At 65.1% G+C, this 24808-nt stretch carries 18 protein-coding genes and 6 tRNA genes; 8 read left to right on the forward strand and 16 right to left on the reverse strand.

Annotated elements, in window-relative coordinates:
* Nucleotides 1–221 precede the first annotated feature (221 nt).
* From ACZ46Y_RS10265 to ACZ46Y_RS10290, 6 genes are all read right to left on the reverse strand, one after another.
* Nucleotides 222–296, reverse strand: a tRNA-Gly gene (locus ACZ46Y_RS10265).
* A 42-nt stretch (nucleotides 297–338) separates the two neighbouring features.
* A tRNA-Glu gene (locus tag ACZ46Y_RS10270) sits at nucleotides 339–414 on the reverse strand.
* A gap of 2 nt (nucleotides 415–416) precedes the next feature.
* Nucleotides 417–491: transfer RNA gene (locus ACZ46Y_RS10275), tRNA-Gly, on the reverse strand.
* Nucleotides 492–530: 39 nt separating this feature from the next.
* Nucleotides 531–606: transfer RNA gene (locus ACZ46Y_RS10280), tRNA-Glu, on the reverse strand.
* 2 nt (nucleotides 607–608) lie between these two features.
* Nucleotides 609–683 (reverse strand) — tRNA-Gly (locus ACZ46Y_RS10285).
* A 23-nt stretch (nucleotides 684–706) separates the two neighbouring features.
* Nucleotides 707–782 (reverse strand) — tRNA-Glu (locus ACZ46Y_RS10290).
* 227 nt (nucleotides 783–1009) lie between these two features.
* Here ACZ46Y_RS10290 and msrB point away from each other — a divergent pair.
* The 4 genes from msrB to htpX all read left to right on the forward strand — a co-directional run bounded on the left by msrB (nucleotide 1010) and on the right by htpX (nucleotide 4783).
* Complete coding sequence (gene msrB, locus ACZ46Y_RS10295) at nucleotides 1010–1408, forward strand: peptide-methionine (R)-S-oxide reductase MsrB (RefSeq protein WP_311954548.1); 399 nt, start codon at nucleotides 1010–1012, stop codon at nucleotides 1406–1408.
* A 109-nt stretch (nucleotides 1409–1517) separates the two neighbouring features.
* Nucleotides 1518–2468, forward strand: a complete 951-nt coding sequence (gene ylqF, locus ACZ46Y_RS10300; protein WP_311954546.1) for a ribosome biogenesis GTPase YlqF — start codon at nucleotides 1518–1520, stop codon at nucleotides 2466–2468.
* Nucleotides 2469–2496: 28 nt separating this feature from the next.
* A complete protein-coding gene (locus tag ACZ46Y_RS10305) occupies nucleotides 2497–3744 on the forward strand; it encodes a pyridoxal phosphate-dependent aminotransferase (protein WP_311954542.1) in 1248 nt (415 codons plus the stop codon).
* Nucleotides 3745–3880: 136 nt separating this feature from the next.
* Nucleotides 3881–4783: a protease HtpX gene (gene htpX, locus ACZ46Y_RS10310; protein ID WP_311954539.1), complete on the forward strand. Its 903-nt coding sequence runs from the start codon at nucleotides 3881–3883 to the stop codon at nucleotides 4781–4783.
* A gap of 18 nt (nucleotides 4784–4801) precedes the next feature.
* Here the strand turns inward: htpX and pdxB are convergent, their stop codons facing one another.
* A complete protein-coding gene (gene pdxB / locus ACZ46Y_RS10315) occupies nucleotides 4802–5944 on the reverse strand; it encodes a 4-phosphoerythronate dehydrogenase PdxB (RefSeq protein ID WP_311954535.1) in 1143 nt (380 codons plus the stop codon).
* Nucleotides 5945–6074: 130 nt separating this feature from the next.
* On the opposite strand from pdxB, the gene ACZ46Y_RS10320 reads away from it, so the two are divergent.
* Nucleotides 6075–6356, forward strand: a complete 282-nt coding sequence (locus ACZ46Y_RS10320) for a hypothetical protein (protein ID WP_311954533.1) — start codon at nucleotides 6075–6077, stop codon at nucleotides 6354–6356.
* 147 nt (nucleotides 6357–6503) lie between these two features.
* The gene (locus ACZ46Y_RS10325) at nucleotides 6504–7184 is read left to right on the forward strand and encodes a CBS domain-containing protein (RefSeq protein ID WP_311954523.1); all 681 of its coding nucleotides are present in this window, start codon (nucleotides 6504–6506) and stop codon (nucleotides 7182–7184) included.
* A gap of 20 nt (nucleotides 7185–7204) precedes the next feature.
* Here ACZ46Y_RS10325 and ACZ46Y_RS10330 read toward each other — a convergent pair whose 3' ends face one another.
* Nucleotides 7205–7540, reverse strand: coding sequence for a glutaredoxin family protein (locus tag ACZ46Y_RS10330; RefSeq protein WP_311954519.1), 336 nt, complete (start codon nucleotides 7538–7540; stop codon nucleotides 7205–7207).
* Nucleotides 7537–9828 (reverse strand): bifunctional 23S rRNA (guanine(2069)-N(7))-methyltransferase RlmK/23S rRNA (guanine(2445)-N(2))-methyltransferase RlmL, encoded by a 2292-nt coding sequence (rlmKL, locus tag ACZ46Y_RS10335; protein WP_311954515.1) that lies wholly within the window; start codon nucleotides 9826–9828, stop codon nucleotides 7537–7539. The genes ACZ46Y_RS10330 and rlmKL overlap by 4 nt, the downstream gene beginning before the upstream one ends.
* 423 nt (nucleotides 9829–10251) lie before the next feature.
* Here rlmKL and rmf point away from each other — a divergent pair, with 423 nt between their 5' ends.
* Entirely contained in the window at nucleotides 10252–10461 is a 210-nt protein-coding gene (gene rmf / locus ACZ46Y_RS10340) for a ribosome modulation factor (RefSeq protein ID WP_311954512.1), read from the forward strand.
* A gap of 107 nt (nucleotides 10462–10568) precedes the next feature.
* Here rmf and ACZ46Y_RS10345 read toward each other — a convergent pair whose 3' ends face one another.
* The 5 genes from ACZ46Y_RS10345 to ACZ46Y_RS10365 form a co-directional block, all read right to left on the reverse strand.
* On the reverse strand, nucleotides 10569–11585 hold the full coding sequence (locus ACZ46Y_RS10345) for a quinone-dependent dihydroorotate dehydrogenase (protein ID WP_311954508.1): 1017 nt from the start codon (nucleotides 11583–11585) through the stop codon (nucleotides 10569–10571).
* Nucleotides 11586–11752: 167 nt separating this feature from the next.
* Nucleotides 11753–16573: an NAD-glutamate dehydrogenase gene (locus ACZ46Y_RS10350; RefSeq protein ID WP_311954504.1), complete on the reverse strand. Its 4821-nt coding sequence runs from the start codon at nucleotides 16571–16573 to the stop codon at nucleotides 11753–11755.
* Between the two features lie 161 nt (nucleotides 16574–16734).
* On the reverse strand, nucleotides 16735–17853 hold the full coding sequence (trmA, locus tag ACZ46Y_RS10355; protein WP_311954496.1) for a tRNA (uridine(54)-C5)-methyltransferase TrmA: 1119 nt from the start codon (nucleotides 17851–17853) through the stop codon (nucleotides 16735–16737).
* Nucleotides 17854–17914: 61 nt separating this feature from the next.
* Nucleotides 17915–18730 carry a glutamate racemase gene (murI, locus tag ACZ46Y_RS10360; RefSeq protein WP_311954494.1) on the reverse strand — a complete coding sequence of 272 codons (816 nt, stop codon included), beginning with the start codon at nucleotides 18728–18730 and terminating at the stop codon, nucleotides 17915–17917.
* Nucleotides 18731–18875: 145 nt separating this feature from the next.
* Nucleotides 18876–19424, reverse strand: a complete 549-nt coding sequence (locus ACZ46Y_RS10365; protein WP_311954492.1) for a hemerythrin domain-containing protein — start codon at nucleotides 19422–19424, stop codon at nucleotides 18876–18878.
* Nucleotides 19425–19680: 256 nt separating this feature from the next.
* Here ACZ46Y_RS10365 and ACZ46Y_RS10370 point away from each other — a divergent pair, with 256 nt between their 5' ends.
* A complete protein-coding gene (locus ACZ46Y_RS10370) occupies nucleotides 19681–21012 on the forward strand; it encodes a replication-associated recombination protein A (RefSeq protein WP_311954488.1) in 1332 nt (443 codons plus the stop codon).
* A gap of 9 nt (nucleotides 21013–21021) precedes the next feature.
* On the opposite strand, the gene lolA is transcribed toward ACZ46Y_RS10370, so the two are convergent.
* Together lolA and ACZ46Y_RS10380 are read right to left on the reverse strand one after the other, a co-directional pair.
* Complete coding sequence (lolA, locus tag ACZ46Y_RS10375; protein ID WP_311954481.1) at nucleotides 21022–21675, reverse strand: outer membrane lipoprotein periplasmic chaperone LolA; 654 nt, start codon at nucleotides 21673–21675, stop codon at nucleotides 21022–21024.
* Nucleotides 21676–21783: 108 nt separating this feature from the next.
* A complete protein-coding gene (locus tag ACZ46Y_RS10380) occupies nucleotides 21784–24729 on the reverse strand; it encodes a DNA translocase FtsK (protein ID WP_311954478.1) in 2946 nt (981 codons plus the stop codon).
* Nucleotides 24730–24808 lie beyond the last annotated feature (79 nt).

Below are 24808 nucleotides of genomic sequence, written 5' to 3' on the forward strand. Positions count from 1 at the left end.
AGACACGTACGCAACGACTACGCGAAGACACGAATCGTTTAATAATCTGTCAATATTAGGGCATTAGCCGGACTTTCAAGGCGCCGGTCGGTATACAGCCACTGCAACGGGCGTGACGAGCAGGCATGCAAAACCCCGGCCCTGAGCCGCGCGGGTATCGGTAAGGCAAGGCGATGATGGATGCTTGGTAGTCGATCGGCCCGAAGTAAGGGCGGTGCGCCTGGAGCGGGAAAGGAGATTCGAACTCCCGACCCTCGCCTTGGCAAGGCGATGCTCTACCACTGAGCTATTCCCGCAGCGCTTGGAGGGGCACGACGTTGACAACGCGTGAGGCGAGATGGCGTCCCATAGGGGGTTCGAACCCCTGTTACCGCCGTGAAAGGGCGGTGTCCTGGGCCACTAGACGAATGGGACACTGGAGCGGGAAAGGAGATTCGAACTCCCGACCCTCGCCTTGGCAAGGCGATGCTCTACCACTGAGCTATTCCCGCTTGGCTGCCCGTTGTGAAACAGGGCTCTCGCTGATCGATTGGCGTCCCATAGGGGGTTCGAACCCCTGTTACCGCCGTGAAAGGGCGGTGTCCTGGGCCACTAGACGAATGGGACACTGGAGCGGGAAAGGAGATTCGAACTCCCGACCCTCGCCTTGGCAAGGCGATGCTCTACCACTGAGCTATTCCCGCAAACCGATACCTGACGTGACAAGTGGCGTCCCATAGGGGGTTCGAACCCCTGTTACCGCCGTGAAAGGGCGGTGTCCTGGACCACTAGACGAATGGGACGCTGTATCGCCTCGTCGAGGTGGCGCGTATGATACTCAGCGGGTTACAGGGTGTCAAGGTTTTATCTTCCTCGCTCCGAGCGCTCAGGATACGGCGCAACGGGGCCGGCAGGAACCCGGGCGCCGTCGCGGCGTCTGATAACGGCAAGGCACCCCAAGCGCTACCGGCAAAGCGTTAACCGGATACACCATGCGCAGATACATGAGCGAACCGACAGGAGGCTTATCATGGCCAAACTGGAAAAAACGCCCAAACAGTGGCGCGAACAGCTGACCGAGGAGCAGTACCGGGTCACCCGGGAAAAAGGCACCGAGCGCCCTTTCACCAGCGACTGCGACGTACACCAGGGCCAGGGCATCTACCACTGCGTGTGCTGCGGGGCGCCGCTGTTTGAAAACGAGCACAAGTTCGACGCCGGCTGCGGCTGGCCAAGCTTTGACCGCCCGCTCGGCCGGCAAAGCGTGGAAGAGCATCACGACACCAGCCTTGGCATGACGCGCACCGAGGTAGCCTGCGCCAAGTGCGACGCCCACCTGGGCCACGTTTTCCCCGACGGCCCGCCGGACACCACCGGCGAGCGCTTTTGCATCAACGGCGTGGCGCTGGATTTTCATCCCGACGAATGAGCCTCGTCGCGCCTCAACGCACGCCAGTCCGGGCGCCTTCTGTTAGAATGGGCGCCCGATTTTTTGCAGCGCCGCCGGGCGGGCTGCCGGAAGCTGTCAGGAGAGTGCCATGCTGGGCTGGTTTCCCGGTCACATGAACAAGGCGCGCCGCCAGATCAAGGAGGCGCTGCCCGAAATCGACGTGGTGATCGAGGTGCTCGATGCGCGCCTGCCCTACTCCAGCGCCAATCCCATGCTTGCCCAGCTGACCCGGCACAAGCCTGTGCTTAAGATCCTTTCCCGGGCGGATCTCGCCGACCCCGAGCGCACCGCCGAATGGGTCGCCCACTTTGACGCCGAGGACGATACCCGGGCGCTGGCGGTCACCACCACCAACGCCCGGGAGCTCAAGCAGATCCCCGACCTTTGCCATACGCTTGCCGGCCAGGTACGCGCCGACCGCGACGTTCGGGTGATGGTCATGGGCATTCCCAACGTGGGAAAATCGACCCTGATCAACGGCTTGGCCGGGCGCAAGATTGCCAGCACCGGCAACGAGCCGGCGGTAACCAAGCGCCAGCAGAAAGTGCCCATCGGCAGGCGCGTGGCGCTGACCGATACCCCCGGCGTGCTGTGGCCCAAAATCGAAGACCAAGCCAGCGCCTATCGGCTGGCGGCCAGCGGCGCCATCCGCGATACCGCCATCGAATACACCGACATCGCCATTGTCACCTGCGCCGAGCTTGCTAGGCGCTACCCCGAGGCGCTTCGCGCGCGCTACAAGCTCAAGGAGCTGCCGGCTTATGCCGCTGAGACGCCAGGCAGCGTGGATAGCGACGGCCCCGAGCGCCCGGACTTTCTCGCCCTGGCGGGCTTTGACGGCCACGCTATCCTTAGCGAGATTGCCCGCAAGCGCGGCGGCCTGCGCGCCGGCGGCGTGGCGGACCTGCACCGCGGCGCCGAGGTGCTGCTCCACGAGCTGCGCGACGGCAAACTTGGCCGCCTGACGCTGGAAACGCCGGCGGACATCCCAGCGCCGGAAGCGCCTGACGCCTCGAACCCAACGCCGAACGACTCCTGACTTCGCCTACTTTTTCTGGAAACGCGCCATGGACACCCTCACCTTCCCCGAGCCGGTTACGCTCAACAAGTCCCACAAGCTGAACAACGTCTGCTACGACATTCGCGGCCCGGTGCTGGAACACGCCCGGCGGCTGGAGGACGAGGGCCACCGCATTCTCAAGCTCAACATCGGCAACCCCGCGTCGTTCGGCTTCGAAGCGCCGGAAGAAATTCTCCAGGACGTCATGCGCAACCTGCCCTCCGCCCAGGGCTACTGCGACTCCAAGGGGCTTTATTCCGCGCGCAAGGCGATCATGCAGGAGTGCCAGCGCAAGGAGATCCCCGGCGTCGACATCGAGGATATCTACATCGGCAACGGCGTCTCGGAGCTCATTGTGATGGCGCTGCAGGCGCTGTTAAACGACGGCGACGAGGTGCTGATCCCGGCGCCGGACTATCCGCTGTGGACCGCCGCCGCCAACCTTTCCGGCGGGCACGCTGTGCATTACCTGTGCGACGAGCAGGCCGGCTGGACCCCGGACATGGACGACATCCGCCGCAAGGTCACCGCCCATACCCGGGCGATTGTGCTGATCAACCCCAACAACCCCACCGGCGCTGTGTACCCGCCCGAGGTCGTACGCGAGCTGCTGGCCATTGCCCAGGCCAACGACCTGGTGGTGTTTGCCGACGAGATCTACGACAAGATTCTCTACGACGACGCCACCCACACCGCCACCGGCGCCCTGGCCGATGACGACCAGCTGGTCATCACCTTCAACGGCCTGTCCAAGAGCTACCGCTGCGCCGGCTTCCGTTCGGGCTGGATGACGCTTTCCGGCAACGTAGCCAAGCAGCGCTCGGAGAGCTTCATCCAGGGGCTGACCATGCTCGCCTCCATGCGCCTGTGCGCCAACGTGCCCGCCCAGCACGCCATTCAGACCGCCCTTGGCGGCTATCAGTCGATCAACGATCTGATCCTGCCCGGCGGGCGCCTGCGGGCCCAGCGCGACATCACCTATGACAAGCTCAACGCCATCCCCGGGGTTAGCTGCGTCAAACCCCAGGGCGCGCTATACGCCTTTCCCCGGCTCGACCCCAAGGTGTTCAATATCCAGGACGACCAGCGCATGGTGCAGGACCTGCTGCTGCAGGAAAAGATCCTGCTGGTTCAGGGCACCGCGTTCAACTGGCCCGAACCGGACCACGTGCGCATTGTAACGCTGCCCTGGGCCGACCAGCTGGGCGACGCCCTGGACCGCTTCGCCAACTTCCTCTCGCGCTACCGGCAGTAAAATGCGAGCCGCCGCGCTTGAAAAGCCGGCGGCAATACCGATATATAGCTAGCTCTGACGGATCTTCACGCCGCGCGGCCATTGCCCGGGCGGCGGCTGCTGTTTGATCATCCCGGCTTGACGGAGGCCTTTAGCGATGATGCGAATCGTACTGTTTCTTGCCACCAACCTGGCGGTACTGCTGGTGGCCAGCGTTACTCTGCGCCTGCTTGGGGTTGAGAGCTATCTCACCAGCCAGGGCCTCAACTTCACCAGCCTGCTGATTTTCTGCTTTGTGTTCGGCATGGCGGGCTCGGTGATATCGCTGTTCATTTCCAAATGGATGGCCAAGCGCTCAACGGGCACGACGATTATCGAGCAGCCGTCCAACGCAACCGAGCAGTGGCTCGTGGACACCGTGGCCGAGCTTGCCCGAGAGGCCGGCATCAAGACGCCGGAGGTAGGGATTTTCCCCGCCCAGCAGTCCAACGCCTTTGCTACCGGCTGGAACAAGGACGACGCCCTGGTGGCCGTCTCGGCGGGGCTTTTGAACCGTATGCGCCGGGAAGAAATCCGCGCCGTGCTGGCCCACGAGATTGGCCACGTGGCCAACGGCGACATGGTCACGCTGGCGCTGATCCAGGGCGTGGTGAACACCTTCGTGATGTTCTTTGCCCGAGTGGTAGCGCACCTGGTCGACCAGCTCCTGCGCAGCGACGATGACGGCGGTGGCCTGGGCTTTTTCGGCTACTTCGCCGTAGTCATGGTCGCCGAGGTGGTATTCGGCATTGCCGCCTCGACCATCGTCGCCTGGTTCTCGCGCTTTCGCGAATACCGCGCCGACGAAGCCGGAGCGCGCCTGGCCGGAAGCGGAGCCATGATCGGCGCCTTGGAGCGGCTCAAGGCCGAAACCCAGGCGGCCGATGAAATGCCCGACACCCTGCGCGCCATGGCGATTACCCAGGGCCAGACCCGGTCGCTGATGGAAAAGCTGTTTGCCAGCCACCCGCCACTGGATGATCGCATTCGCGCTATTCAGGAAGCCTCTTACCGCCGCTAGGCTCTGCCCCGCTCCCCGTCAGGCAGCCAGCGTAAACCCCGCTGCCGCAAGCGGCCCGGCAAGCGTCCGGGCCTCGCCTTTCAGCCGCACGCTCAGGGTGGCAAACTCCCGGCGCAGCGGGTAGCCGGCTCGGCAGGCGTCAAACCCTGCCGCCATGCCCTTGCCTGCCGCCCGGCGGACGAGGGCGTCGTGGTCGCGGCGGCTGTCATAGACGGCGCGCGCGCACAGCCGCAGGGCCTCTTCCACCGGCAGCGCCTGGCCAAGCGTGAGCTCCGCCAGCGCCGGCGGCGGGCAGATATCATCGAACGCAAGCGCGCTTTTACCCCCCAGGTGCGCTGCCAGCGCGTGATGAATCATCAGGCTGCCGCGCAGCTTACCGTCCAGGCTATAGCCGGCAATATGCGGGGTGGCAAGGGCCGCCTGGGCGTGCAGCGCGGCGTCGATTACCGGCTCGTTTTCCCAGACGTCGAGCAGCGCGGCGATATCGCCCAGCACCGTCAGGCGACGGTAAAGCGCGGCGCCGTCGACGCAGTCGCCGCGCCCGGCGTTCAGCACTACGCTTCCCGGCAGCAAACCGGCAATGCGGTTAGTGCCCAGCAGATGGCGGGTAGCGTGGCGTCCCTCGCGCACCAGGGGCGTGTGCAGGCACAGCACATCGCAGCGCTTGACCAGGGCATCGAGCCCGGTAAAGCCTGCGCTGCCTTCGCGCTCGGCCCGGGGCGGGTCGCACACCGCTACGTCCACCCCCAGGCCCTCAAGGCGCGCCTGCACCCGGCGGCCGACGTTGCCGGCGCCGACAATCCCGACCCGGCGTTCAAGCAGCGGCTTGCCTTCGCGCTCGGCGTGGGTCAGCAGGCTCGACAGCACGTAGTCCGCCACGGCCTCGGCGTTACAGCCCGGAGCGCTGGCAAAGCCGATGCCGTGCGCCGCCAGGTAGTCGCGGTCAACGTGGTCCGTACCGATGGTACAGGTCCCCACAAAGCGCACCGGCGTACCGGCCAGCAGCGCCTCGCCCACCGGGGTGACCGAGCGCACGATCAGCGCATCGGCGTCTTCCAGGTGGGCGCGAGTGATCTCGCGTCCGGGTACTCGGGTGACCCGCCCGAAGACGCCAAAGCAGGCGTCGGCGGCGGGTATATTGGCATCCACAATCAGGTGCATGGCGTTTTTTATCTCGACCTTTACAATACGCTCGCCGGCGGCCGGATAAAGCAGCGGCGCGCCGCGGGCGTGATGAACAGCACGTTAAAGCCGTGCCAGAAATACGACGGGTAAAGCAAGAGGGTATCGCGTGATCATACGGTGGGAAACCGAACATGACTATGTGCTGATCCATATCCATCAGGATATGTTCGGCGACTGGATTTTCAGCCGCGCCTGGGGCCAGATTGGCACCCAGTTCGGCGGGCTTGAGCACCGCCTGGCGGATACGCTGGGGCAGGCGCAGATGTGGCTTGATGACGAAGCCACCATCCAGCGCTCCCGGGGGTTTGCCAAAGTCCTCGACGTCGACGCCGAAACCCCCGAAGGCCGCCAGGCCATGCGCCAGCTCTCGCTGCTGGATGAGGGCTGAGGCCGTTTCCATGCCGTGTCTGGCACCGCCGATAGCGCCCGAGTCCTTTCACCCCGGCCGAAATCGAGCACAACCGGGAAATTGCAGCTAGCTTGTATAGTGCACCAAGCCCATTCGTTTCTTTCCGACTCTTTGGAGGCCGCTTACATGCAGGCTGCAGACATCATGACCCCCAACGTGATCACGGCTCACGCCCAAAGCGAGGCCAGCGACATTGCCGAGATGCTGTTGACCTACAACATCAGCGCCGTGCCGATCGTCGATGCTGACGACCGGGTGCTCGGCATGGTCAGCGAAGGCGACCTGATGCGCCGTATCCAGAGCAGCTCCGATGAGCCTCGGTCCTGGTGGCTAAAGCTCTTCGGCGACGGCTCCGAGGCCGCGGACTACGTCAAAAGCCACGGCCGCAAGGCAAGCGAAATCATGACCACAAACCCGGTCACAATTACCGAGGATGAGCCGCTCCACCGCATCGCCGGGCTGCTCGAAAAGCACCGCATCAAGCGCGTGCCGGTGATACGCGACGGCAGACTGGTCGGCATCGTCAGCCGCTCCAACCTGCTGCGCGGCTTTTCGGCGAGCCGCATCAACGCCGGCGGCGGCAGCGACCGGGAAATTCGCGACGCGATTCTCGGCGAGGTGGAAAAAAGCGTCGGCATGCTGCTCTACCGCCTTAACGTCATCGTCGCCGACGGCAACGTACAGCTTTGGGGGCTGGTCGACAGCCATGACCAAAAGCGGGCCGTTCAGGTCGCCGCCGAACGCGTAAACGGCGTCAAGGACATTGAGAACAACCTGGGGTTCCTCCCTCCGGGCGTGGGCGCTTGAGACAGCCCACCCGCCGTTCGCTATCCTAAATACCGCCGGCCGTGGCGCCGGTAGGCCGCCGTGGCCCGGGGCGCCTCCGGCGGGCTAAGCCAGGCGGCAAGGGCGGCTTCGTCCAGCCAGCCCCGGCGGCGCAGCCACTCGCCCAGCCGCTTGGGGTCGAGGCCGCGGTCAAGCTCTGCGCCGTGATGATCGGCGAGCACCGGGATGCGCACGCCGTAGCGCTCGGCAAGCGCTGCGTCTGCGCTGATCTCGATGTGCTCGAGCACGACCTCGTCGTTGGCCAGCCTGTGCACCAGCCCTTCCAGCTGGGCGCAGAGATGGCAGCCAAGCGTCGTGTAGAGCGTCAAATGGATCATGCGCCGCCTCCTTCTTTGCCGTTCTCTTCTTTGCCGCCTGCCGCTTCGCCGTCCGCCGCGTGGCGCACCAGAAAGACGTGGTGCAGGCCGGTGCTGCGCGTGAAGTCGGGATCAAACGTCTGCGCGGAGATATTTTCCACCGCGTAGCGCTCAATGAGCGCCTCATCCAGCTTGAAGCGGCGCTGGTTGTTGGAAAACACCAGGGTGCCGCCGGGGGCCAGCCGTGCCATGGCAAGCTCGATCAGCCGGGCGTGGTCGCGCTGAACGTCAAAGCTGGCGCGCATTTTTTTTGAGTTGGAAAACGTCGGCGGGTCCAGGAAGATCAGATCAAACTCGGTGCCCGCGGTTTCCAGCCACTCGATGCAGTCGGCGCGCATGACCCGGTGGCGAGCGCTATCCAGCCCGTTCAGGGCAAAGTTGTCCCGGGCCCAGTCCAGGTAGGCGTTGGACATGTCCACGCTGACGCTTTCGCTCGCGCCGCCCAGCGCCGCGTGCACCGTGGCGCTGGCGGTATAGCAAAAGAGGTTCAGAAAGCGCTTGCTCGAGGCCATCTCGCCAAGCATCCGGCGCACCGGGCGGTGATCCAGAAATAGCCCGGTATCCAGGTAGTCGCGCAGGTTGACCCACAGCCGCGCCTGGCCTTCCGCTACCTCGAATCGCTCACCGCTGGCCGCGCGCTTTTCATACTGGGCTTTGCCCGCCTGGCGCTCCCGGCGCTTGACGTAGATATGGCCGGGCGCCACGTTAAGCTCCCGAGGCAACACTTCCAGGGCGTCGAACAGGCGCTTTTGCGCCTGGGCCGAGTTGACCGTACGCGGCGGGGCGTATTCCTGGACGTGAACGCGGTCGCCGTAGATATCCACGGCCAGGGCATATTCGGGCATATCGGCGTCGTACAGCCGGTAGCAGCGCTCGCCGCTTTGCTTGAGCCACTTCTTCAGCCGCCGGCGGTTTTTCCGCAGCCGGTTGGCAAACATCTGCGCGCTGTCTGCCGCCGGCGCCGCCGATTCGGGCTGGCCCTCCTCCCTGCCGGCGGCCTTTTGCGCTTCAGGCGCCTGCTTCTCGTCCTTGTCTGCCTGGCCAATGGCCATCAGCAGCAGCTTGGCGTCCAGCGGGCCGTTTTTCAGCGCGTACTGCCTGTGCGCCCGCAGGCCCAGCCGGTGGCCAAGGTCCGGGTTGCCGGTAAACAGCGCCAGCGTCCAGCCGGGGAACAGCGCTTTTGCCTGCTCGCCGATGGTGGCATAGAGATTGACCAGCTCGGGCAGCTCGCCCAGCCGCTCGCCGTAGGGCGGATTGGTAATGATCAGCCCCGGGCCCTTCGCCTCGACGCTTGTGGGGTCAAGGGCGGCCACGCCCTCGCCCTTCAGGGTAAGCAGGGCGGGAATGCCCGCGCGCATGGCGTTGGCCTTGGCCGCGGAAAGCGCCGCCGGGCTTTGGTCAAAGCCGTAAAAAGCGCTTTTGCAGCGCTTGCGCCCGATGGACGCCCGGGCTCTGGCTTCGCGCACCAGCTCCTGCCAGGCCGCCGGCTCAAACTGCGCCCAGCCGTGAAAGCCGAAACGCTTGCGGTGAATCCCCGGCGCCTGGTCTGCGGCCATCAGCGCCGCCTCGATTAGAAGCGTGCCCGAGCCGCACAAAGGGTCGACCAGGGGCTCGCCGGCCCGGGCGCGCTCGGGCCAGCCCGCGCGTACCAGCAGCGCGGCGGCGAGGTTTTCCTTGAGCGGCGCATGGCCCACGTCCCGACGATAGCCCCGGCGATGCAGGCTTTCACCGGCCAGATCGATCCCCAGCGTCAAATTCTGGCGGTGCAGGTGGGCGTAGATCTGCACGTCCGGGGCCTTGTTATCCACTACGGGGCGCGCACGCCCTGCCCGGCCGAGCGCATCGACGACGCCATCCTTGACCGTTTGCGCGCCGAACAGCGTGTGGCGAATATGTTCGCTGCGGCCGTGAAAATCCACCGCCAGGGTGGCGCCTTCGTCAAGGTGCTGTGCCCAGTTGAGACGCGCCGCCGCCGCGCGGATCTGCTCCGGCGTCTCGATCAGGGTATCCCGACTTAGCTGCACAATGACGCGGTTGGCAAGCCGCGACCACAGGCAGAGCCGGTAGGCGTCGGCGTGGTTTGCCGTGGCGTATACGCCGGCCACCGTGGTTTTCACCGGGATGGCGCCCAGCCGGGCCATCTCGTCGGCCAGCAGGGCTTCGATGCCCTTGGGGCAGGTCACCAGAATATCCAGCTCGGGCGTTGCCGGCGGTAGTAAAGAAGGAGAGGTTTGGCTCGGCTCGGTCATGATTATCGGGCGCCTGCGGCGCGGCATTCCTGGTCGATGAAGAAGGTCGATGAAAAAGGGAACAAAAAGGGAAACGTTAATTATTGTCGTCGGATGCGGCCTAAAGGCTCGACAGCGGCTCCATTGTGGGCTAATCATAAGGGTGTAGCTACACAAAACGCATGCGTTATCGGGCCGTGCCTCAAGGCACGGTATCAGGGTAACCGGCGGTACGCTCCGCATGGGAATGCACAGCACTTTGCCGCCCGGTTCCCGCCGCTCTTTGCTTGCCCACTGCCGCACGGCCGTTCATTTGCCCGCGGCGTTTCGAGTGGGTATCGAGTCAGCGCTTGCCCCGGCGCCGGGCACAGCACGACGCCTGATTGACCGCCAGTCGGCAGCGCGCTGCTTTTCGTCAAGGCTTTCATAAAAAGAGGTTAGCCCATGAAACGACAAAAGCGTGATCCCTTTCAGCGAGCCTATGTCCGTGGTTACCAGGCCGGCGTTAAAGGCCGTTCCCGCGATGAGTGTCCAAGTGATAACGTCAACGTGCGCGAGTACTGGATGAGCGGCTGGCGTGAGGGTCGCGGCGATCAATGGGACGGCATGACCGGCGTCGCCGGCATCCACCGAAGTCCCACCGTTTCTGTCTGAATGCCCCGGTGACACAAGCGTCACGACGGCCGCCTTCAGGCCTGGAAAGCCCGCTTATCCGGCGGGCTTTTTTGTGCCCGCCGTTTGCCCCGGCTAATGTCGCTCAATTAGTTTTCCTCGGCTAACGCTCCGGCGCATTCGCCTACCAGCCCGGGGCCCTGGTAAATCAATCCGGTGTATAGCTGCACCAGGTCTGCCCCGGCGGCTATTTTGGCCTTCGCCGCCTCGCCGCTGTCGATGCCGCCCACGCCAATAATCACCATCTCGGGCAGGTGCTCGCGCAGCTGGCGAATCACGCGATTCGAGGCCTTAAACACCGGCCGGCCAGAAAGCCCGCCGGCCTCTTCGGCCTGGGGGGCATCCTGCACCGCCTCCCGGGAAATCGTGGTGTTGGTGGCAATCACGCCGTCAAGGGCGTTGCGCGCGATGCTTCCGGCCACCAGTTCCACTTCGTCGGCCTCCATGTCCGGGGCAATCTTGACCAGCAGCGGCACGCGCCGGCCGTTTTCCTCATCCAGCTCAAAGGTGCGCGTGCGCAGCGGCGCCAGCAGCGCGTCCAGCTGCTCGCCGAACTGCAGAGTGCGAAGCCCCGGCGTGTTGGGCGAGGAGATGTTCACCGCGACGTAGTCGGCGTGGGGGTGTATCGCTTCCAGGCAGGTCAGGTAATCCCGCAGGGAGTCGTCCACCGCCGTTGCCAGGTTCTTGCCAATGTTGATGCCCACCACGCCGTCAAAACGGCGCTTTTGCACCCGCTCGACCAGGTGCGCCACGCCGTGGTTGTTGAAGCCGAAGCGGTTGATGATCGCCCCGTGTTCGGCCAGGCGAAACATCCGCGGTTTGGCGTTCCCCGGCTGGGCCTTGGGCGTCACCGTGCCCACTTCCACAAAGCCAAAGCCCAGCTCGCCCAGCGCATCCAGATGGTCGGCGTTCTTGTCGAGCCCCGCCGCCAGCCCGACGCGGTTGGGAAAGCGAAGACCCATCAGCTCCACCGGGTCCTCCACGCGCTTGCCGGCAATCTTTGGCACGCCGCCGGCGCGGTGGAGCCACTCCAGGGAGGTAAGCGCGGCGCGGTGGGCGGCTTCCGGATCCAGGCGGAAAAATAGCGGGCGGACAAAGTGATACATCGTCTCTCCAGACGTTGGGCAGGGGCGCGGCGAGTATAGCGCAAAGCAGAGTGGGAGAAAAAAGCACGCCGCAAAAAAGCGCCCCGAGCGGCGCTGGATGACGTCGCTCGGGGCGCTTGGGCCGGCCTTAGCCGGCATCTTGGCGCGGCATGCGCCGGGCGTTCGGCTTATTCGCTGCCGCTTTCGGCAAGGCCCACCAGCGCCCGTACCGCAACGGTGAACAGGGCAAAGCCGGGCTCGTTACCGCTGCGCACTTCGCTGATCAGGCGGCACCAGCGGTCGTGCAGCTCGGCGTGCTGCTCGAGCCACCGGTCTACCTTATCGGCGGCGCTGCCGCTGCTTTCCTCAAGCGTCAGCACGCCGGTGGTCAGCGCCAGCTGCTGGCGGTCGATGTCGTCGCGGAAGGTTTCCCGGGCCTGGGCCTGCCAGGCGTCCCGGGCTTCCAGCCGATTCACCTGCTGGATCATCCACGGAAGCTCCAGCCGGCTGCCGACCTCGTAGAACACCTCGGCCACGCGCTCGGGCGCCTCGTCGGCCTGGCGAGCGGCCTGGATAATCCCCAGCCCGGCATACAGGCTCGGCGCGGCGGCCACGGTCACGGCCAGGCTCTCCGGCACGCCGGCCTCCGTCAGCTCGTCCCGGCGCGCCTGCCAGGCCTCGAGCTCTTCGCCGCTCAGCAGCTCGCCGATGCTGCTTTGCAGCGTCGCCAGTCGCGGACCGAAATACTCGATGGTGTCGGTAATCGAGAGCCCGGTGTGCTGGCGCAGGAACCAGCGCGTGGCGCGGCGGATCATGCGCATCAGATCCAGCATCATCGAGTACTGCACCTGGCCCGGGACCTGGTTGTCGAGCGCTTCGATCTCGCCCCACAGCGCGGACAGGTTGAAGCTGTCCCGGGCGACGATGTAGGCCCGGGCGATGTCCGCCCGGCCAAGGCCGGTGGAGTCCGTCAGCCGGCGCACAAAGACGATGCCCATGCGATCCACCAGATCGTTGGCCACCTGGGTGGCAACGATTTCGCGCTTCAGGCGGTGGCCGTACATTTCGTCGGTGTAGCGCTCGACCAGCACCTCGGGAAACAGGCGCTCCAGGTGCTTTTCCACGTAGCTATCGTCGGGCAGTTCGGACTCGTTCAAATCGCCCTTGAGCGTGCTCTTGGCATAGGAAATCAGCGTCGCAAGCTCGGGCAGCAGCATGCCCTGGCCGCTGGCCGTACGCTCCTTGAGCACGTCGTCGCTGGGCAGCGCTTCCAGCTCGCGATCGATCTCGCCGACGTTCTCAAGCTCGCTGATAAAGCGGCGGTACGGCCCGATGCCCTGCTGCGAAATCAGCTCGGACAGATCCAGCGCCTGGGTCTGGCGATAGTTGTCCTTGATCACCAGGTCGGCCACTTCGTCGGTCATCTCGGCCAGCAGTTCGTTGCGCTGCTTGTCGGTCATGTCGCCGCGCTTGACCACTTCGTCAATGAGGATCTTGATGTTGACCTCGCGGTCGGAGCAGTTCACCCCGCCGGCGTTGTCGATGAAGTCAGCGTAGACGCGGATGCCCTTGGCCGCGGCTTCGGTCCGGCCAAGCTGGGTGCAGCCCAGGTTGCCGCCCTCGCCGATCACCCGGCAGTTGAGGTCGGCGCCGTTGACGCGCAGGGCATCGTTGGCCTTGTCGCCCACCTCGGCCTGGGTTTCTTCCGCCCCCTTGACGTAGGTACCGATGCCGCCGTTCCACACCAGATCCACCCGGGCGGTGAGCATGGCGCGAATCAGCTCCGCGGGCGCCAGCCGGTCCTCGCTGATGCCGAAGGCTTCCTGCATCTGCGGGGTAATGTCGATGGACTTGGCGCTGCGGCTGAAGACCCCGCCGCCTTCGGCAATCAACGAGGTGTCAAAGTCTTCCCAGCTGGAGCGCGGCATCTCGAATAGACGCTTGCGTTCTTCATAAGTGGACGCGGCGTCCGGCGACGGGTCGACGAAGATGTGCAGATGGTTGAACGCCCCCATCAGTCGGACCTGGTCGGACAGCAGCATGCCGTTGCCGAACACGTCCCCGGCCATGTCACCCACGCCCACCACGGTGAAGGTATCGTTCTGGGTGTCGACGTCGAGCCCGCGGAAGTGGCGCTTGACCGACTCCCAGGCGCCGCGCGCGGTAATCGCCATGCCCTTGTGGTCGTAGCCGTTGGCGCCGCCGGAAGCAAAGGCATCGCCCAGCCAGTGGTTGTATTCGTGGGAAATCTCGTTGGCGATGTTGGAGAAGGTCGCCGTGCCCTTGTCCGCCGCCACGACCATGTAGCTATCGGCATCGTCGTGGCGAACCACGTCCCTGGGCGGCACCACGTCGTCGCCGTCGAGGTTGTCGGTGATGTCAAGCAGCGCGCGGATGAAGGTCTGGTAGCAGGCGATGCCCTCGTTCTGCCGGGTTTCGCGGTCGGGGTTGTCGGGCATCTGCTTGCACACGAAGCCGCCCTTGGCGCCTACCGGGACGATGACCGAGTTCTTCACCTGCTGGGTTTTCACCAGCCCCAGCACCTCGGTACGGAAGTCCTCCAGCCGGTCGGACCAGCGCAAGCCCCCGCGGGCGACCTTGCCGCCGCGCAGGTGCACGCCCTCGATGCGCGGCGAGCAGACAAAGATTTCGTACGCCGGCTTGGGCTTGGGCATGCCGGTAACCCGGGACGGCGCCAGCTTGTAGGCAATGTAGTCCTTGGGCTTGCCGCTGGCGTCATACTGGTAGTAGTTGGTGCGCAGCGTGGCATCAATAAGCTCCATGAAACGACGCAGCAGCTGATCGTCATTGAGGCTGTCCACCTGCTCCAGATGCTCGTTGATGCGCGCAAGGCAGGCGTCGGTATCCCGGTCGTCAAGCGCGGGGTCAAAGCGCAGCCGGAACAGCTCGACAAGCTCCCGGGTAATCTCGGCGTAGCCGTTAAGCGTAGTGGCAATGTAGTCCTGGGACATGCCAAAGCGGATCTGCTTGAGATAGCGGGCGTAGCCGCGCAGCATCGCCACTTCGCGCCAGTCAAGGCCAGCGGAGATGATCAGCCGGTTGTAAGGGTCGTTGTCGGCCTCGCCGGCCCAGATGCGCTTGAACGCCTGGGTAAAGCCTTCGCCCATGTCGCTCAGGCTGACCTCGGCGCCGCTGTGCTCCAGGTTGAAGTCGTGGATCCAGTAGCGCTGATCCGCCGCGACAATTTCGTAGGGACGCTCGCCGATCACGCGCAGCCCGAGATTTTCCATCATCGGCAGCACGTCGGACAGCGGAATCTGGGCATTGTACTGGTAAAGCTTGAGCTTGACCCCGCCGTTCTGCTCTTCCAGCGGGCGGTAATAGGACAGCGCCAGGCGATTCTCGTCATCCAGGCCCAACAGGTGCTGAATGTCGTACACCGCCGTGCGGGCGCTGAAGTCTTCGCGGTAGCTGGCCGAGAAGGCGCCGTCAAAGCGATCCATCAGGTGGTTGGCCTGCTCTTCGCCAAAGCCCTCGATCATGGCCGAATGCAGGTCGTCGCGCCAGCTGCGGGCAAGCCGGGCGATCTTCTGCTCCAGCCGGGCAAGATCAAACTTGCCGGGGCGCTCGCCGTTAAAGCGCAGGATTAGCTGGATACGCGCCAGCACCGACTCCGAGAGGTAAGTGTTGAAGTCGCCGAAGTGAGCGTCCATTTCCTCGCACAGCAGCTGCTGGATAGCGGCGCGCAGGCGGGTGGAAAACACGTCCCGGGGCACGAAAATCAGGCACGAATAGAACTTGCCGCTGAGGTCTTCGCGAACGAACAGGCGTACCTGACGGCGTTCGCGGATATCGAGAATGCCCCGGGCGGTTTTCGCCAGCGCCTCGGTGCCGATATGGAAAAGGTCGTCGCGCGGGTAAACCTCAAGCACCTGCAGCAGCTGCTTGGCGTCGTGGCCGTGCGCGCCGAAGCCGGCCAGCTCCATCACTGCCTTGAGCTTGCGCCGCAAAAGCGGAATGTTGCGCGGCGAGTCGTTGTATACGGTGGCGGTCAGCAGGCCGAAAAAGCGCCGCTCGCCGATGACGTTGCCGTCGTCGTCGTAGCGGTCAACGCTGATATAGTCCGGGTAGGCCGGCCGGTGCACCCGGGAATGGTGGGCGCTTTTGGCAAATGACAAGAGCTGCGGCATCAGCACGTAGCCGTTATTTTCGTCCAGCCCTTCCGGCGCGCGAATATGCTCGTCGTTGCGCGGCTGCTCCAGGCGAAACACCCCAAGCAGGCTGTCGGGGTCACGCTTGAGCGTGCCGTTTTCCAGGCCGTACTCGTCGTAGCCGAGGAAAATGAAGTTGTCCTTGAGCAGCCACTCGAGAAAGGCAATGGCCTCTTCGTGGTCGTCCGGATCCACCTGGGGCGGGCAGGCTTTTTCCAGCTCTTGAATAGCGTCGCCGACCCGCGCGCTGATGCTGTCGTAGTCGCTCACCGCCGTGCGCACGTCGCGCAGCGCATCGTGCAGCTCCTGCTTCACGGCTTCAAGGGCCTCAGGATCGCTGTGGCGGTCCACTTCGATGACGATCAGCGACTCGCGCTGCTCGGGCGCGTTCTCGCCGCGCACCGTGGTCACGCTTTGCAGCTCATGATCGGCATTGCGCTCAACCGCCAGCACCGCGTTCTGGATCGCGTGGATGGTCAGCCCCTGGCGATTGAGAGCAATGCGCACCGAATCCACCAAAAACGGCATGTCCGGATGCAGGACGGCAACGAAGGTGTGGGAAGACTGCCAGCCGTGGGCCTCGAAATCGGGGTTGAAAACCTGCACCTTGGGGCTGTCCGGGTCGTGGTGCTGCAAAAACTGCCAGACGGAAAGCGTGGCGCCGTAAAAGTCGTCCAGCCGGCGGTTGGCTAGATCTTCCATGGGCACCGTGGCGTAGAACTGCCGCGCGAAAGCGTCGATGGCGGCCGCTCGCCCGGGTTTCAGGCGGGCGTCCAGACGCTCCTTTAGCTGCTTCAGCAGATCCTGCCGGCTTTCCTCAATCGCAACGTAATGCATCCGTCACCTCGACTGCCAAGACCGCTATCCGGCCAATATTGAAGGAAGAGAGGCGCTTGCCTCTCCTTGCCCCAGCTTACGCCAGCTGGGCAAGTGACCCAAGCCCCTTGAGCATTTGCTCATACTGCATGTCCGCGGCGCATGGCTGCCACTGGGCCACCTCAGGCGCTGTCGTGGCGGACCAGCAGCACGCCGCATTCGCAGTGGTGGGTAAACGGGAACTGGTCAAAAAGCGCCAGCCGCTCGATGCGGTGAGTAGGCGCGAGCTGCGCCAGATTGTCCGCCAGGGTTTCCGGGTTGCAGGAAACGTAGACGATGCGCTCATAGCCGCTGAGCTGCGCGCAGCTGTCCGCGTCCAGCCCCGCCCGCGGCGGATCCACCAGCACGGTGGAAAAAGCATAGCCGTCAAGCGCCATCTCGGCCACGCGGCGCCCGCCCTTCTCGCCTTTCAGCGCCAGGGCAAAGTCTTCCGCGGACATCCGCGCGACGCGGACGTTATCCACGCCGTTGGCGTCCAGGTTGACGCGGGCGCTGGCCACCGAGGTGCGCGAAATCTCGGTGGCCAGCGCCCGGCGGAAGTTGCCGGCAAGGGCAACGGTGAAGTTGCCGTTGCCGCAGTAAAGCTCGACCAGATCCTGCGCTTCGCTGCCGGCGGTAACGTTTTGCGCCCAGGCGAGCATCTTTTCGCACACCCGGGCGTTGGGCTGGGTGAAGCTGTTTTCCACCTGCTGGTAGGCAAGCGCGCGGCCGTTGACGTAAAGCCGCTCCCAGACGTGGTCCCGGGTAAGCACCAGGCGCTGCTTGCGCGAGCGGCCAATGATCATGATGCCAAGCTCGCGTTCAAGCGCCCGAGCCTCGGCTTCCCAGGCGTCGTCCAGCGGTCGGTGATACACCAGCGTCACCAGCGCTTCGCCGGAAAGCGTGGTCAAAAATTCGATCTGAAACAGTTTTCGCCGCAGGGTATTGCTTGCCAAGAACGCCGCGCGCAGCCGGGGCATCAGGGCGTTGATGGCCTCGCTTGCTACCGGGTATTGATCCAGACGCACGACCGTTTTCTGCTTGTTGCCGGCAGCGTCCCGCGCCACGTCGAACATGGCGTAGTAAAGATCGTCGCCTTCGTGCCAGAGGCGAAACTCGCAGCGCTGGCGGTAATGGCTCGGCGGCGAGTCGTAAACTTCCATCTCGGGGGTATCAAAGTCGGCAAAAAGGCGGCGGACGGTGTCGCATTTGGCCGCAAGCTGGGCATCGTAACGCTGCGGCTCCACCTGGGGTATGGCCAAGGGCTTCTCCTCTTGTGCGGGTAGCGGCTGGGCTTGTAGGGCAATGGCTAGTAGACAACGGCTAGTGGGCGACGGCACCGGCGTCGGCGAGCGCTAACGGCGCGGGCGGCTGAAAGCCGTAGGCGGCAAGCGCGCGTGCCAGCACGGCATTGGGGGCTGTCGCCAATCCGCGGCTTCGTTCGCCGCCGGCCGCGGCAAGCGGTGCTGCCAGCTGCCCTACGCGCCGGGCAATGGCATCGCCGGAATCGATCCAGGCAAGCGGCGTCGGGGCCAGCGCCGACAGCGTCGGGGTCAGCAGCGGAAAGTGGGTGCAGCCCAGCACCACGGTATCCAGCGGGGCCGCACCGGCCCGGGCCGCCTGCCATAGGGGGGCCAGAGCGGCGTCAAGGCGCGCGGCGTCAAGCTCGCCCCCGCCAAGCCAGGTTTCCGCTTCGCCCACCAGCGCATCGGCGGCAAGGCAGGTCACCCGGCAGTCGGCGGCAAAGCGCTCGATCAGCCGCTGAGTATAGGGGCGGCGCACCGTGGCCGACGTGGCCAGCAGGCCCAGGTGGCGCGTACGGCTCAGCGCCGCCGCGGGCTTGATCGCCGGCACGGTACCCACAACGGGTATCGCAAGCGCCCGGCGCAGCGGCTCGAGCGCCAGGGTGCTGGCGGTATTGCACGCCACTACCAGTACGGCCGGGCGGCAGGCTTCCACCGCGGCGGTGCACACCGCCACGATACGCCGCACCAGCGCCGCGTCCGGGCGTAGGCCGTAGGGCAGCCAGGCATTGTCGCAGGCGTAGCACAGCGCCGCCTCGGGGTAGTGGCGGCGCAGGGCCGCCGCGACAGACAGCCCACCGACGCCGGAGTCGAAAATCAGCACGGGGCCGGTCATGGCGGAAAGGCGATCTCCTCAGCGTGATGGCTCGGGACACAAGCCGGCCCGTAGGGCATAAAACCTGAAGGGCATAAAAAAACGGGGCGGCCAGTTTAGCACGCCCCGCTGTCAGGGTTCTCGCTCATTTTATGGCCGCCAGGCGCTAATCAAGGGGCGGCACGTCGGCCTCTTCCAGCTCTGCATAAAGCTCGGGGTAGGCCTCCTTGAGATGCTCGATTTTCTTGTCCGCATTGCTCGGCATCGTCTGCTCAAAGAACTCGGTGCCCTTGGCGTCAAAGCGGGTTTCCAGCAGCGGAAACAGCTCTTCGCGCTCTTGGCGCAGGTATTCCCGGTGCGCTTCCAGATACTGCTTGAGGTCGTCGGCAAAGCGGTCCATGGGCAGAATATTATCCATCAGCACCATGTCGATATCGTCGGAAAGCGCCTCCAGCCGGGGCCTGAGCTTGCGATAGTCGGCCAGCATCTGCTCGGCCACTTCTGAGTGCTCGGGCACGTACTCCTTGAGCTGCTCGACAAACCCCTGCTCAAGGGAGACCGCAAAGTCTTCCATGTAGGAAAGAATATAGTCCACCACTTCGCGCATCAGATGGAAGTTGGGGCGTTCGCCCTGCTGGAGAACCCGGTATTTCAGGTCCAGCACGTGGAGCATCCGCGCCATGTTGGCGTGGTCCAGGCTCAGCTGATTAATCATGGTACCGTCTCCTTTTCACCGCGCCTGCCCCAGGCTTTGCGCGTATGCGCGCCTGATGCGCGTAAGCCTTGCAGGGCACGGCGGGTCTCTTGCACTTGACGTTCATGTCCGAGGTTGCGCTCGACTCTTTTCGCGCTGACTGAAACAATCATGCTAACAGTAGCCGGGCGCCGAATAGATTGCCACCGTATCAGGCAAGCCACGGCACCTGCCCTTCATGACAGCCAACGGCACGGCGTTGTTCAACGGAGTTTGCATGGACCTTTTTTCTACCGCCGCCGGCCAGGCTCCGCTGGCTTACCGTATGCGCCCGCGTCGCCTTGCCGACTACATCGGCCAGCAGGCGCTGGTGGGCGAAGGCAAGCCGCTCAGGCAAATGGTGGACACCGCCACGGTTCGCTCCATGATCTTGTGGGGCCCGCCGGGCGTAGGCAAGACGACTTTAGCCGAAATACTTGCCCACGCCTCAGGCGCGGCGCTGGAGTCCCTGAGCGCGGTAATGGCCGGGGTCAAGGAGATCCGCGCCGTGGTTGAGCGCGCCCGGGCGCTTGCCCCCACGCCGATGGTGCTGTTTCTCGATGAGATCCACCGCCTGAACAAAAGCCAGCAGGACGCCCTGCTGCCCCACGTCGAGTCGGGGCTTTTTACCCTGATCGGCGCAACCACCGAAAATCCTTCCTTCGAGGTCAACTCGGCGCTGCTATCCCGCGCCCGGGTCTACGTGCTCAAACCCCTTGACCACGACGCGCTGATCGAGGTCATGCAGCAGGCGCTCGCCGATACGCAAAACGGCCTAGGCGAACGCCATATCCGGGTGGAAGACGGCGTGCTCGAGGCGCTGGCCCGGGCAAGCGCCGGCGATGCTCGCCGGGCCCTGGGACTTCTGGAAACCGCCTGCGACTTTACTACCGCGGCCGGCGACGGCGAGACGCTGGCGCTTGACGTGCTGGACGACGTCATCGGCCATCAGGCCAGCGCCATGGACAAGCAGGGAGACGGCTACTACGACCTGCTTTCCGCCATTCACAAGTCGATCCGCTCCTCAAGGCCCGACGCCGCGCTGCTCTACATCGCGCGGTTCACCCAGGGCGGCGGCGATCCTCTGGACGTGATCCGCCGGCTCACCGCCATTGCCTCGGAGGACGTCGGCAACGCCGATCCTCGCGCGCTGCCGCTGGCGATTGCCGCCTGGGATGCCTATCTGCGGCTCGGCGATTACGAGGGCCAGCGGGCCATGGCCCACGCCGCCATTCACCTGGCCGTGGCGCCCAAGAGCAACCGCATCGACCGCGCCTGGAAGGCGGCGCAACAGTACGTGCGCGTGCAGCCCCAGGTCGAGGTGCCGACCTACCTGCGCAACGCCCCGACCCGGCTGATGGAGGAGCTGGGCCACGGCGAGGGTTACCGCTATGCCCACAGCGAGCCCGACGGCTACCCTGCCGGAAGCGCCCACGACTGCTGGCCGGAGGGGCTGCCCCCGGCCAGCTTCTATCAGCCGGCGGAGCTCGGCCACGAAAAGCGCTTTGCCGCCATCATGGCCTGGCGCGCCGAACGCGACGCCGAGGCCGACGGCCAGCGCCGGCCATGAAGCCCTCGCTTAGGGCGCATCCTCGCGGATTACATCGACGCCGTCGGGCATATCAAAGCGGAAGCGCGCGTCGTCGATGGGAGTATTCTGGCTGATACCGGAAAAGCGGATAGCGGTGCGCTGGCCGGTGCTGTCGGTCATCCACAGCTCGGTCAGGGTATCACCGTCAAAGGTCATGCTGAGCTCTTCAAACAGCGTATCCGGCGAGACGGGAATCAGAGTAAAGACGTCGTCGCCGTCTTCCTGCTCGTAGAAAACGTCGAAGCTGTCGGTAAGCTCGCCGGCACTGCCGGACAGCAGCAGCGCCGGGGTATAGGTCACCCGGTTATCCAGGCCCTGGACCGTAACCTGCTCCAGATCGGGATCGTAGAGATAAACCTCGTCGCCGTCGGACACCACGGTCTGACTATAGGGGGCGCCGACCTCCCAGCGCAGCATGCCCGGGCGCGATAGCCACATCTCCCCTTCTGCCTGCTGCAGGCGCTCCCCGCTGCTGTCAAGGATCTGCTGATCGAACTCGGCCTCGTAGGTTTCCAGCGGGTCAAGCCGCTCGGTCAGCCGTTCGGCGGCCTCGTTGGCCCACGCCTGGGGGGCGGCAATAAAGCCCAAGGCGCTTGCGGCTAGCGCAAATGAAAACGATCGCGGTGTCTCGATATGGCGCATCTATATCTCCCTGAGGCCTGAGCGGCAAAAATGTCGTCCCCACTATGACGTAAAAAGCGCCGGCAGGTTTCCTCAGCGGCGCTTTTTCCCGATTTTTTCACGTTGTGGTCAGTCTCTGACCGGCGGCGGCGCCAGCACTTCCCGGGCGCCGTTGCTGCCCATGGGGCTAACCACGCCGGCGCTTTCCATGGCGTCCACCAGGCGCGCCGCGCGGTTATAGCCGATCTTGAAGCGGCGCTGCACCGAGGAAATGGAGGCGCGCTGGGTCTCGGTGACAAACTGCACCACCTCGTCGTAGAGCGCGTCCTGCTCGGCGTCTTCGCCCTCGGCCCCTTCGGCTTCCAGGCCGGCCAGGGCGTCGGCGGACACCCCGCCGGAGAGGATTTCCTCGATGTATTCGGGCTCGCCCCGGCGGCGCAGGTCTTCCACCACCCGGTGGACCTCGTCGTCGTCGACAAAGGCGCCGTGCACCCGGTTGGGCGGCCCCGAGCCCGCGGGCAGATAGAGCATGTCGCCGTGGCCCAGCAGGCTTTCCGCGCCGCCCTGGTCGAGGATAGTACGCGAGTCGATCCGCGACGACACCTGAAACGCCATCCGCGAGGGGATGTTGGCCTTGATCAGGCCGGTGACTACGTCCACCGAGGGCCGCTGGGTCGCGAGAATCAGGTGAATCCCCGCCGCCCGGGCCTTCTGCGCCAGCCGGGCGATGAGCTCTTCGACCTTTTTGCCCACGATCATGAACATGTCGGCAAACTCGTCGATCACCACCACGATATAGGGCAGCTTTTCCAGCACCGGCGGGTTCTGATGCATTTCCCAGGGCTGGGGCTCCCACAGCGGGTCGGCCACCTGGGCGCCGGCGCGCTCGGCTTCGTCAAGCCGGGCGTTGAACCCGGCAATGTTGCGCACGCCCATGGCCGCCATCAGCTTGTAACGGCGCTCCATTTCCGCCACGCACCAGCGCAGGGCGTTGGCGGCTTCCTTCATGTCGGTAACCACCGGCGCCAGCAGGTGCGGTATGCCGTCGTACACCGACAGCTCCAGCATCTTGGGGTCGACCATGATCATCTTGAGCTCGTCGGGCCTGGCCTTGAGCAGCATGGAAATCAGCATGGCGTTGACCCCCACGGATTTGCCCGAGCCGGTAGTGCCGGCCACCAGCAGGTGGGGCATTTTGCCCAGGTTGGCCACCACCGGCCCGCCGCCGATGTCCTGGCCAAGCGCCATGGTCAGCGGCGATTCCTTGTCCTGATAGACGTCGGAATCGATCACCTCGCGCAGGCGAATCATCGCCCGGCGGGGGTTGGGGATCTCGATGCCCACCGTCGGGCGGCCGGGAATCACCTCGACCACGCGCACGCTCTTGACCATCAGCGAGCGCGCCAGGTCCTTGGACAGGTTGCTGATCTTCGAGACCTTGACCCCGGCCGCGGGCTTGATTTCAAAGCGCGTAATCACCGGCCCCGGCCAGGTTTCCACTACCTCGGCCTTGACGCCGTACTCGCGCAGGCGCACTTCGAGAAGCTCGGCCATATCGGCAAGCTCCTGATCGGTATAGTTGGGCTGGTGGGGTTCGGGCTGGGTCAGCAGCCGGTAGCTCGGCAGCTCGCCTTCGGGTTCGGGCATGTCGTCGAGCACCGGCCGCTGGTTTTGCAGGTGCTCCACCGTCCACAGCGCCGGCGCTTCGTCGTCCGCTGACGCCGGCGTTTCGGGCATTTCCGGTTCCGGGCGCGCCGGCTCGGGTTCAGGCGCGGGGGTAGGTGACACAAACGCGGGGGGCGCCTGAGGCGACTCGGGCACTTCGTCGTCCTCCTCCCAGACGGGCTCGGGCACCACTTCGGGGCTGCGCGGCGGTGCAGGCGCCGGTTCAGGCTCGGGGCCTGTCTCAGGCTCCAGCTCCGGCTCTATCTCGGGCTCCGGCTCTGGCGCTAGTTCTGGCTCCGGCTCCGGTTCTGGTTCCGGTTCTGCATCGGATTCCGGCTCTGACGCTAATGCCGGTTCCGGCTCTGTCTCTGGTTCAGGTTCAGGTTCAGGTTCAGGTTCAGGTTCAGGTTCAGGTTCAGGTTCAGGCGACGATGCCGCTGCCGGCGCTGACTCGGTCTCAAGGTCACGCTGCGCGTCGGGATCGGGCTCCGCCCTTGCACCAAGAGTTGGTTCCCGGCGCGTGCCGGCTTCGCTGCGCTCCGGGACTTCCGTCGACGGCCCATCGCTTTTTGACTCAGAGGCTTTCGGCTCAGGAGCTTCTCGTGCAGGGGCTTCCGGCTCGGAAGCGCGGCCGGCGGCCTTGCCGGTAAAGTACGTCGCGGCGTCCCAGGGGATCTCGGTGGTATCGGCCTGCTTCGCGGCCGACTCGGTCGCGGCCAGGCTCGGCTCGCGCCGGGAGGGCCGCGCCGGCTCGGGCGCCGGCTGTACGGATGCCGCCGCCGGAGCAGCGCGGGCTCTGCCACGCCGCTTTTCACGAAGGCCCGCCGTGCGCGCCTTGAGCCAGTCGCCCAGGCCGTAGGCGCGGTAGCCTGCTTCATCTGCCACGCGCAGCCAGGACACGCCGCTGAACAGCGGAAAGCCACCGGCCATCAAAGCCGCGGCAATCAGCCCCGTGCCGGCGCTGCCCACCAGCGGCACCAGCGCGCCGACCAGGCCTTCGCCGATAATGCCGCCGGAGCCGTAGGGCAGCACGCTTTGCGGATGATAAAAATGCAGCGCCCCCAGCATGGTAGTGCCCAGCATCAGCAGCACGAGCCCGCCGACGTGCACCGCCAGCGCCACCGGGTCCAGGGTGAAACGCACCTGGCGTGAACGTATCAGCCACCAGGCGGCAAAGCCGCCCATGCCCGGCCACCACAGCGCGCTGGCGCCGAGCAGCGAATACAGGACGTCGGCAAGCCAGGCGCCAATGGTGCCCATCCAGTTGGCCACGTCGCTTTCCGGCCCGCGATAGGACCACCCCGGGTCTCCCGGCTGATAGCTCAAAAGCGCCAGCAGCAAGAAGACACACAGCGCCAGCAGCACCACGACCACGCTCTCACGGGCGGCCCCTTGAAGGCGCACGCCCATGCGCCGCGCCCCTTGTGTCGCTGCCTGGACGCGCCCTTTTGCTACCTTTGCGGACGTCTGTGGCCTGCGCTTGTTTCCC

Source organism: Halomonas garicola, from assembly GCF_055382465.1.